Source organism: Mesorhizobium sp. M7A.F.Ca.CA.002.15.2.1, assembly GCF_003998715.1.
Taxonomy (GTDB): Bacteria; Pseudomonadota; Alphaproteobacteria; order Rhizobiales; family Rhizobiaceae; genus Mesorhizobium; species Mesorhizobium ciceri.
Genome location: NZ_RZPI01000463.1, coordinates 1 through 4,567, shown reverse-complemented (window position 1 = coordinate 4,567; position 4,567 = coordinate 1). Strand labels below are relative to the sequence as shown.

General features: G+C 61.8%; 5 protein-coding genes. 3 read left to right on the top strand and 2 right to left on the bottom strand.

Annotation, left to right across the window (positions count from 1 at the left end; translation table 11 throughout):
- Both ENZ74_RS22735 and ENZ74_RS22730 read right to left on the bottom strand, forming a co-directional pair.
- Positions 1-257, bottom strand: a 257-nt coding sequence (locus ENZ74_RS22735) for a DNA gyrase modulator (protein ID WP_281059719.1), incomplete at its 3' end; no start/stop codon positions are given.
- 157 nt (positions 258-414) lie between these two features.
- The gene (locus tag ENZ74_RS22730; protein ID WP_013532781.1) at positions 415-969 is read right to left on the bottom strand and encodes an invasion associated locus B family protein; all 555 of its coding nucleotides are present in this window, start codon (positions 967-969) and stop codon (positions 415-417) included.
- Between the two features lie 259 nt (positions 970-1,228).
- On the opposite strand from ENZ74_RS22730, the gene coxB reads away from it, so the two are divergent.
- The 3 genes from coxB to ENZ74_RS22715 all read left to right on the top strand — a co-directional run.
- Complete coding sequence (gene coxB / locus ENZ74_RS22725) at positions 1,229-2,245, top strand: cytochrome c oxidase subunit II (RefSeq protein WP_032809847.1); 1,017 nt, start codon at positions 1,229-1,231, stop codon at positions 2,243-2,245.
- Between the two features lie 38 nt (positions 2,246-2,283).
- Positions 2,284-3,936, top strand: a complete 1,653-nt coding sequence (gene ctaD, locus ENZ74_RS22720; protein WP_013532779.1) for a cytochrome c oxidase subunit I — start codon at positions 2,284-2,286, stop codon at positions 3,934-3,936.
- Positions 3,937-3,995: 59 nt separating this feature from the next.
- On the top strand, positions 3,996-4,567 hold a 572-nt coding region (locus tag ENZ74_RS22715), incomplete at its 3' end, for a UbiA family prenyltransferase (RefSeq protein ID WP_164761142.1).

The following is a 4,567-nucleotide window of genomic DNA, read 5'->3' as shown; positions in this document are numbered from 1 at the left end:
GCCGCGCGCAGCAGCGAAGCTTCGGAGAGATCGCTGGAATGGGCATAGCCGCTGGCTTCGCCGGCAACCGCGCGCAGGCCAAACCCTTGGTCGGTGTTGAAGTTGGCGGTCTTCAGCCGGCCATTGTCGAACATCAGCGCTTCGCTCTCGCTGTATTCGAGGAACAGCTCGCCGTCATCGGCGCCGTTGATGGTTTCGGCGACGATCTGCTTGATGCGATCGTCTGAAATGTCGAATTGGCCGATCAGGCTGTTCATGGCGCGTCCGTTCACAGGAGGAATGGGTCTTTGCCACGATGTAGGCGCGAAGGTGCGCCGAGACAATCGCTCAGCCGCATTGTGAAGACAAAAGCGGTTTGCCAGCAGACCGTCGACGTCACTTCTGGTTGATGAAGCCGGTGATGTCGCCGGGCTTTCAGGGGAGGGCGGCGAAGCCGTCGGCAAAACCCTTGAGGTCGACCGGGATGCCGATGCCTTCTTCCGGGGTCTGGAAGACAATGAAGGTGGCCGACGTGCCGGTCTTCAGCGTGTCGAGAAGCGGCTTTTCGAGGATAACCTCGGCATAGCAGCCGTCCTGGAAACAGCGCACGAAATAGGCGCGACCGATGTCCTTGCCGTCGACATTGAGGCCAAGCCCGTTGGGCAAAAGCACGCCGAGCGGCGCCAGAACGCGCAGGATCTCCGCCTTGTTGTCGGCGGTGCGCAGCACGACGACCGACAGTCCCATCTCCGGACGGTCCTCGGCGACGACGTTCTGCATCATCACGCATTGTTCCGAGGTGGCACCGGCCGGCGTGTCGCAGATGATCGACCATGCGCCATGCGTCGAGCGAACGGTACCGCTCGGTTGCGCGGCGTTCGCCGTGCCGGACACGATCGCGGACAAGCCGATGCCAGACAGGGCGGCGAAAAAGATGACCTTCGCCCAGTTTCTCGAAAACCGAGAGTTTCTCGAAAGCCAGTAATTCATGACGGCTCCATTGCGAATCACGGCACTTTAAGCCGCGCCAAAGCCAAGTAAAGGACGAGACCGCACCAGGTCTGCCCCGAAAAAGCCAATACGGCGCTTTTCCCTGCCAATTTCGCCCGAATTGCGACGTTCGGCACGTGCGCGCCGCGGGAATGCCGCTGTGGGTTCAATGTAGGCGATTCGGGGCTGCCGCGGCTGCCTCCAAAGGCACATCCGGGCTTGCGCGCAAAAATGCCGCACGGTTTCGTCCGCTCCTTTCTTGCGGAGGGAAAAAGAGTATGGTTTGAACCAGCTTGAAACTGTCGGGATTCCCGTCCCGGCATTGTTCGTTATTCTCGTGGGTACCACAGCGAGGAACTGGGAGACGATGAGGGCGATGAGAAATTTCCTGGCAAACGCCAAGGTTCCAGCAAGTGCCAAGTTTCTAAGTGCTTGTGCCGCTATCACGTTTTTCGCCGGCGCATCCGCCCATGCCGACCAGCCCAAGAACTGGGAGACAACCTTCCAGGCGCCGGCGACCGACATGATGCGGCAGATCGAGTGGTTCGGGAACTACACAATGTGGTTCATCGTCCCGATCACCATCCTGGTGCTGATTCTTCTCGCCTATTGCATCATCAGATTCCGCGCGAGCGCCAACCCGGTTCCGTCCAAGACCAGCCACAACACGTGGATCGAGTTGATCTGGACGATCGGACCTGTCGTCATCCTGCTCCTCATCGCTATCCCCTCGTTCCAGCTGCTGACCGCGCAATACACGCCGCCGGAAGAAGCAAAGCTGACCGTCAAGGCGACCGGCAACCAGTGGAACTGGGACTACGAGTACCAGACCGACAACACGCTCTCTTTCAACTCCGCGATCCTCCAGGACGCCGAACGCGCCGCTGCCGGCAAGGAGGACCGCAAGGTCTACCCGCGCCTGCTGGCCGTCGACAACGAGCTGGTCGTGCCGGTCAACACCATGACCCGCGTGCTCGTCACCGCGACCGACGTGATCCACTCCTTCGCCATGCCGTCGTTCGGCATCAAGATCGACGCCGTTCCGGGTCGCACCAACGAGACCTGGTTCAAGGCGGAGAAGGAAGGTATTTTTTACGGCCAGTGCTCGCAGCTCTGCGGCAAGGACCATGCCTTCATGCCGATCGCCATCCGCGTCGTCTCTGATGCGCAGTTCAAGACCTGGCTGGCGGCAGCCAAGACCGATCTGCCCGGCGCCAACAAGACGCTGATGGCCGAGGTCGACGGCCAGAACAAGGTAGCGGCCGCCGGCAACTGATGCCGCGGGTTAGCAAGATTTAGGGAACGGAGCGGAACATGGCAGACGCTGCAGCTCACGACGGGCACGACCACAAGCCTTATCACGGCTGGGTGCGCTGGGTTTATTCGACCAACCACAAGGACATCGGCACGCTCTACCTGATCTTCGCGATCATGGCCGGCATCATCGGCGGCGCCTTGTCGGTCGCCATCCGCATGGAACTGCAGGAGCCTGGCATCCAGATCTTCAGCGGTCTGGCGCAGATGGTCTACGGCATGAACGGTGACGCCGCGATCGACGGCGGCAAGAGCATGTACAATGCCTTCGCCACCGCGCACGCCCTGATCATGATCTTCTTCATGGTCATGCCGGCGCTGATCGGCGGTTTTGCCAACTGGATGGTCCCGATCATGATCGGCGCGCCCGACATGGCGTTCCCGCGCATGAACAACATCTCCTTCTGGCTGCTGCCGCCGGCCTTCATCCTGCTGCTCACCTCGATGTTCATGCCGAGCGCACCGGGTGCCTATGGTGTCGGTGGCGGCTGGACGCTTTATCCGCCGTTGTCGACTTCGGGCCAGCCCGGGCCGGCCATGGATCTGGCGATCCTGTCGATCCACATTGCCGGTGCCTCGTCGATCCTCGGCGCCATCAACTTCATCACCACCATCTTCAACATGCGCGCGCCTGGCATGACGCTGCACAAGATGCCGCTGTTTGCCTGGTCGGTGCTGATCACCGCCTTCCTGCTCCTGCTGTCGCTGCCGGTTCTGGCCGGCGGCATCACCATGCTGCTCACCGACCGCAATTTCGGCACCACCTTCTTTGCGCCCGACGGCGGCGGCGACCCGATCCTGTTCCAGCACCTGTTCTGGTTCTTCGGTCACCCTGAAGTGTACATCCTGATCCTGCCGGGCTTCGGCATCATCAGCCACGTCATCTCGACCTTCTCGAGGAAGCCGGTGTTCGGTTATCTCGGCATGGCCTACGCCATGGTGGCGATCGGCGCCGTCGGCTTCATCGTCTGGGCGCACCACATGTACACGACCGGCCTGTCGCTCGATACGCAGCGCTATTTCGTCTTCGCCACCATGGTCATCGCGGTGCCGACAGGCGTGAAGATCTTCTCCTGGATCGCGACGATGTGGGGCGGGTCGATCTCGTTCAAGACGCCGATGCTGTGGGCGCTAGGCTTCATCTTCCTGTTCACCATCGGCGGCGTCACCGGCGTCCAGCTGGCCAATGCCGGCCTCGACCGCTCGCTGCATGACACCTATTTCGTCATCGCCCACTTCCACTACGTGCTGTCGCTGGGCGCGGTGTTCGCCATCTTCGCCGGCTGGTACTACTGGTTCCCGAAGATGACCGGCTACATGTATTCGCCCGTCATCGCCAACACCCACTTCTGGGTCACCTTCGTCGGCGTGAACCTGATCTTCTTCCCGCAGCACTTCCTCGGTCTCGCCGGCATGCCGCGCCGCACCATCGACTACCCCGATGCGTTTGCCGGCTGGAACTATGTGTCGTCCATCGGCTCGTATATCTCGGCCGTCGGCGTCCTGATCTTCCTCTATGGCGTGTTCGAGGCCTTCCAGAAGAAGCGGATCGCCGGCGCCAACCCATGGGGCGAGGGCGCAACGACGCTCGAATGGCAGCTGCCTTCGCCGCCGCCCTTCCACCAGTGGGAACAGCTGCCGAAGATCAAGTAAGGCGGCTGTTCGCTCGAATACGAAACCGCCGGTCCGCCGGCGGTTTCGGCCAACGGATGATGGACTTAAGTACGCATGGCCCTTGTCGACGACCATTGATTGACGAAGCGGGCTTTCGCATGTCGGAAGCGACGGCGGGCGATTTCTTCGCGCTGCTGAAGACGCGCGTCATGTCGCTGGTGGTGTTCACCGCCTTTGTCGGCCTGGTCGCCGCCCCCGTGACCATCAACCCTCTGCTGGCGGTGATCGCCATCCTGGCTATTGCGATAGGTGCTGGCGCCTCCGGCGCGCTCAACATGTGGTACGATGCCGACATCGATGCCGTGATGACCAGGACCGCCAGCCGCCCGGTCCCGGCCGGTCGCATCCAGCCGCACGAAGCGCTGACCTTCGGGCTGGTGCTGTCGGTGCTGTCGGTGATGACGCTCGGCGTGCTGGTCAACTGGCTGGCGGCGACGCTGCTGGCCTTTACCATCTTTTTCTACGCCGTCGTCTACACGATGTGGCTGAAGCGCTGGACGCCGCAGAACATCGTCATCGGCGGGGCCGCCGGTGCCATTCCGCCCGTGATCGGCTGGGCCGCGGTGACCGGGACGGTCAGCCTCGAAAGCGTTGTCTTGTTCCTGATCAT